The organism is Streptomyces sp. UH6 (genome assembly GCF_013421635.1).
In the GTDB taxonomy this organism is placed as follows: Bacteria; Actinomycetota; Actinomycetes; order Streptomycetales; family Streptomycetaceae; genus Streptomyces; species Streptomyces abyssomicinicus.
In genome coordinates this window covers 1-3698 of the sequence record NZ_JACADT010000569.1, presented here as the reverse complement: position 1 = coordinate 3698, position 3698 = coordinate 1, and the positions used below count along the sequence as shown (strand labels likewise).

The window sequence follows — 3698 nt, the reverse complement described above, 5'->3', positions numbered from 1 at the left end:
TGTGCGGGTGCGCGGCGACGGTCGTCTCGGACATGACGCATCGGCTCCTTCGGAGGAAGAGTGACGAGAGGCGCCGGAAGGGGCGGGGAGCGGCACGCCGCAGGGGTCGCCTGCGTGGGGCGTGGCTCGCCAACGCCGTTCGCCGGGTCGGGCGAGATGTTCGGCTTCCACCAAGCTAGGCCAGGCGGGCTTGGTTGTCTCCACAGTTAGTCGGACGTCCTACTATCCGAGACGGAGACCACCCCATCGGACCCACGGGTTCACTCCCGGCTCATCCGTCACAGCACACGGCTCCGCCCCCGCCCCTCGGAGGAGGGAACGGGGGCGGAGCCGTGTGCGCGGGTGCGCGCGGGCGGTCAGCCCATGTGCGGGTAGCCGTACTCGGTCGGCGGGACCAGGGTCTCCTTGATGGCCCGGGTCAGGGTCCAGCGCTGCAGGTTCTGCGGGGCGCCGGCCTTGTCGTTGGTGCCGGAGGCGCGGCCGCCGCCGAACGGCTGCTGGCCGACCACGGCGCCGGTCGACTTGTCGTTGATGTAGAAGTTGCCCGCCGCGTAGCGGAGCTTCTCCATCGTGTACGCCGCCGCGGCACGGTCGCCGGAGATGACCGAGCCGGTGAGGGCGTAGTCGGAGGCCGACTCCATCTGGGTCAGCATCTCCTCGTACTTGTCGTCCTCGTAGACGTGGACGGCGAGGATCGGGCCGAAGTACTCGGTCGTGAAGACCTCGTTCTCCGGGTCGGTGCACTCGATGACGGTCGGGCGGACGAACCAGCCGACCGAGTCGTCGTAGGTGCCGCCGGCCACGATCGTGCAGGCGTCGTCGGCCTTGGCGCGGTCGATGGCGGCCTTGTTCTTGGCGAAGGCGCGCTCGTCGATCACGGCGCCGATGAAGTTCGACAGGTCGGTGACGTCACCCATCTTGATGCCGTCGACCTCGGCCGCGAACGCCTCCTTGAACCCGTCGTTCCAGATGGAGGCCGGGATGTAGGCGCGGGAGGTGGCGGAGCACTTCTGGCCCTGGTACTCGAAGGCGCCGCGGGTCAGCGCGGTCTTCAGGATCGCGCGGTCGGCGCTCGGGTGGGCGACGACGAAGTCCTTGCCGCCGGTCTCGCCGACCAGGCGCGGGTAGGTGCGGTAGTTCTCGATGTTGGCGCCGACCGTCTTCCACAGGTGCTGGAAGGTCTTGGTCGAGCCGGTGAAGTGGATGCCGGCCAGGTCGCGGTGGTTCAGCGCGACCTCCGAGACCGCGATGCCGTCACCGGTGACCAGGTTGATGACGCCCTTGGGCAGGCCCGCCTCCTCCAGCAGGCTCATCATCAGCACGGCGGCGTGGGTCTGCGTCGGGGACGGCTTCCACACCACGACGTTGCCCATCAGCGCGGGCGCGGTCGGCAGGTTGGCGGCGATGGCCGTGAAGTTGAACGGCGTGATCGCGTAGACGAAGCCCTCCAGCGGGCGGTGGTCCATGCGGTTCCACACGCCCGGGGAGTTGGCCGGGGGCTGCTCGGCGAGGATCTGGCGCGCGTAGTGCACGTTGAAGCGCCAGAAGTCGACCAGCTCGCAGGGGGTGTCGATCTCGGCCTGCTGGGCGGTCTTGCCCTGGCCGAGCATGGTGGAGGCGGCCAGCGTCTCGCGCCACGGGCCGGACAGCAGCTCGGCGGCGCGCAGGATGATCGCGGCGCGGTCGTCGAAGGACATCGCGCGCCAGGCGGGGGCGGCGGCCAGGGCGGCGTCGATCGCCTCCTGGGCGTCCTGCTGGGTGGCGCCTCGGCCGGTGCCGAGGACGGCCTGGTGGTTGTGCGGCTGGACGACCTTGAACTCCTCGCCGCCGCCGAGGCGCTTGACGCCGCCGATGGTCATCGGGAGCTCGATCGGGTTGTCGGCCAGCTCCTTGAGCTTGGCCTCCAGCCGGGCGCGCTCGGCGGAGCCGGGGGCGTAGCCGTGCACCGGCTCGTTCACGGGCGTGGGGACCTGGGTCACAGCGTCCATGGGTTCCTTCTCCTTGTGAGAGCTCTGAGCGGTGGGTGCGGTTGAGCGGTGCGGGGCTCAGCCCTTGCTGACCATCGAACGCAGGAAGAACTTCAGGTTCGACGGCTTCTCCGCGAGACGGCGCATGAAGTAGCCGTACCAGTCGGTGCCGTACGCGGTGTAGACACGCATCCGGTGACCCTCGGCGGCGAGACGCAGCGATTCGTCGCCGCGGATGCCGAACAGCATCTGAAACTCGTACTCGTCCATCTTGCGCCCTGCGCGCCGCGCGAGCTCCTGTCCGATGGAGATCATCCGCGGATCGTGCGAACCGATCATCGGGTAGCCGTCGCCGTCCATCAGGATCTTCATGATCCGGACGTACGCCTTGTCGATCTCGGCCTTCGACTGGTACGCCACCTCGGCGGGCTCCTTGTAGGCGCCCTTGACGATGCGCACCCGGCTGCCGCTCGCCGCGAGACGGCGGGCGTCCTCCTCGGTGCGGAACAGCATCGCCTGGATCACGCAGCCGGTCTGCGGGAAGTCCTCGCGCAGCCAGGCGTGGGTGGCCAGCATCCTGTCGATGGTGGTGTGGTCCTCGGCGTCGAGGGTGACGGTGGTGCCGATCGCGGCGGCGGCCTCGACGACCGGGCGCACGTTGGCGCGGGACAGCGCGACGCCGTCCTCGAGGTCCTGGCCGAACATCGAGAGCTTGACGGACATCTCCACCCGGGGACCGAGCTCCAGCTCGCCGACGTGGGCGATGAGCTCCAGGTACGCGTCGCGGGCCGCCTCGGCCTGCTCGGGGGTGGTGATGTCCTCGCCCACCACGTCCATGGTGAGCTCGAGGCCCTGGCCGGTGAGCCGGCGGACGATCGGCAGCACGTCGCCGACCGTCTCACCGGGGATGAACCGGTCGACGACCTGCTTGGTGCCCGGTGCCGCGGTGACGAGACGGCGCATCCTGTCGCTGCGCGAGGCGGCGAGAATCACGGGACCCAGCACGGGACCTCCTGGAAAAACGAAAGTGACGAGGGCGTGGACCGCCGCTTCGAACGGTAGGGATCCGGGTTCGGTTTCACCTATCGACACCTGTCACGGATCACCGGCTTTCCTCTCAGACATCTGTATGAAGAGGAGGGAGAATGGAGCCGTGAAACCCGACTACCAGGAACTGGTCGACGAGATCTCCGCGCTGCTGGGCGTCCCGGCCACCCTCGAGGGCCGCGACTTCGGACTGATCGCCTTCGGCGTGCACGACGGGCTCGGCGACGAGGCGGAACTCGACCCGGTGCGGACCCGGACGATCCTCGCGCGCAGCTCGTCGGCGCAGGTCAAGGCCTGGTTCGAGGGCTTCGGCATCGCCCGTGCCACCGGCCCGGTCCGCATCCCCCCGGCACCGGAGGCAGGGGTGCTGCGGGGGCGGATCTGCCTGCCGGCCCGCTCACGTGAGGTCGTCCAGGGGTACGTCTGGCTCCTGGAGTCCGACCCCGGCCCCACCGAGGCCCAGCTGGCGTCGGCCATGCGGGTGGCCGAGCGCATCGGCGGGCTGCTCGCCGAGGAGGCCTCCGCCGAGGACTCGGTGACCCGGGAGTTCCGGCGGGTGCTGGAGAGCGGCGGTCCGGGCCGGGAGCGGGAGATCGCGCTGACCGCGCTGGAGTCGGCGCTCGGGCCCGACGCGGGCGACCTGTACACCGCCCTGTGCGTGACGCCGTGGACCGAGGGCGAGCC

Annotated in this window: 2 protein-coding genes and 1 pseudogene; 1 reads left to right on the top strand and 2 read right to left on the bottom strand. The window is 70.0% G+C overall.

Going from position 1 to position 3698, the window contains the following annotated elements; genetic code table 11:
• Positions 1-356: 356 nt before the first annotated feature.
• Entirely contained in the window at positions 357-1988 is a 1632-nt protein-coding gene (gene pruA / locus HW445_RS22175) for an L-glutamate gamma-semialdehyde dehydrogenase (RefSeq protein WP_180222731.1), read from the bottom strand.
• A 57-nt stretch (positions 1989-2045) separates the two neighbouring features.
• Positions 2046-2972 carry a proline dehydrogenase family protein gene (locus HW445_RS22170; protein WP_180222730.1) on the bottom strand — a complete coding sequence of 309 codons (927 nt, stop codon included), beginning with the start codon at positions 2970-2972 and terminating at the stop codon, positions 2046-2048.
• Between the two features lie 148 nt (positions 2973-3120).
• On the opposite strand from HW445_RS22170, the pseudogene HW445_RS22165 reads away from it, so the two are divergent.
• Positions 3121-3698: pseudogene (locus HW445_RS22165) on the top strand (PucR family transcriptional regulator); the annotation flags it as partial.

Bases quoted from the DNA above. Each gene is read 5' to 3' on its own strand.
- pruA (WP_180222731.1), bottom strand. From the start codon at position 1,988: ATGGACGCTGTGACCCAGGTCCCCACGCCCGTGAACGAGCCGGTGCAC.